General features: G+C 36.3%; 2 protein-coding genes. One reads left to right on the forward strand and one right to left on the reverse strand.

What is annotated here, in order from left to right:
* Positions 1 to 391 (reverse strand): NmrA family NAD(P)-binding protein (locus ACOVO2_RS01545; RefSeq protein ID WP_421768278.1); only part of this gene is annotated, 391 nt, incomplete at its 3' end.
* A gap of 129 nt (positions 392 to 520) precedes the next feature.
* On the opposite strand from ACOVO2_RS01545, the gene ACOVO2_RS01550 reads away from it, so the two are divergent.
* On the forward strand, positions 521 to 916 hold the full coding sequence (locus ACOVO2_RS01550) for a winged helix-turn-helix transcriptional regulator (RefSeq protein WP_421768279.1): 396 nt from the start codon (positions 521 to 523) through the stop codon (positions 914 to 916).
* The last annotated feature ends 160 nt before the right edge of the window (positions 917 to 1,076 follow it).

Consider the following 1,076-nt stretch of genomic DNA (forward strand, 5'->3'; position numbering starts at 1 on the left):
TTGCTTTGATATAATCTTCGGTTTGGAAATGGTCAGCCAAAAGTGGTTTCAATGGCGAAGTTTGGATGTCTTTTATCGTTACTCCTGTATAAAAAATGTGTTTTACTCCTGCATTTTTAGCAGCATCTACTACATTTTTGTGTTGGCCAATACGGTCATTAAAATCATTCGATGAAATCAACAAAACTTTCTCAATTCCTTGTAAAGCAGTCGTTAATGAATCTTTGTCAAAGTAACTTCCTACTCTAATTTCTACTCCTTTTGCTTTCAAATCGGCTGCTTTGTTTTCGTCTCTTACCAAAACCGCAATCTCGCTGGCTGGTGTTGTTTTTAATAAATTTTCTACCACAATCCCACCTAATTGTCCTGTTGCACCTGTTACTAAAATCATTGTCTTAAAATATTTTTATTTAAAATTTGTTTTCGATGCACAAATGTATGCTAACTTTGCTATTGAAAGTATATCAATATACTTTTGTATATCGGTATCAAAAAGTATAGCAATCTGATTATCAATAAGATGGAAGTATTAAAAAGTTTAGAAAATGTAAAAAAATGTCCAGTATCATATGTATTGGCCATTCAAGATACCCTCAATGCCTTTCAAGGAAAGTGGAAAATGCCGATTATTGGTGCATTACTATTCGGTAAAAAACGCTTCAAAGAAATTGAGCGAGAAATAACCAAAATTACGCCCCGAATGCTTTCGCAGGAATTAAAAGATTTGGAAGCCAACGGAATCGTCAGCCGAAGTGTCTATAACACCACGCCCGTAACGGTTGAATACGAATTGACCGAATCGGGAAAACAGCTAAGCAGCGTACTTGAAGCCATGATTGAATGGGGTTTACAGCACCGCCAAAGTAATATCATGGAAATTTTGCCCGTATTTCAGGGTCGCAAAGAAGCGGTTTGAATGCTTCACTCAATATTTTACAAGAATGCGTTATCACTCATGTGATGCTACGTAAGCTCAAAGTGCTTGCGTTGTATCACATGAATCACGCATAAAAATCAAATACAACTTTCGCCCCATCAAATCTCCTTTTTGTCGCTGAAAAATCATCATGCAAGCC

The organism is Emticicia sp. (assembly GCF_049241225.1).
In the GTDB taxonomy this organism is placed as follows: domain Bacteria; phylum Bacteroidota; class Bacteroidia; order Cytophagales; family Spirosomataceae; genus Emticicia.

Coding starts and splice junctions, on each gene's coding strand:
- ACOVO2_RS01550 (WP_421768279.1), top strand. CDS start 521: ATGGAAGTATTAAAAAGTTTAGAAAATGTAAAAAAATGTCCAGTATCA.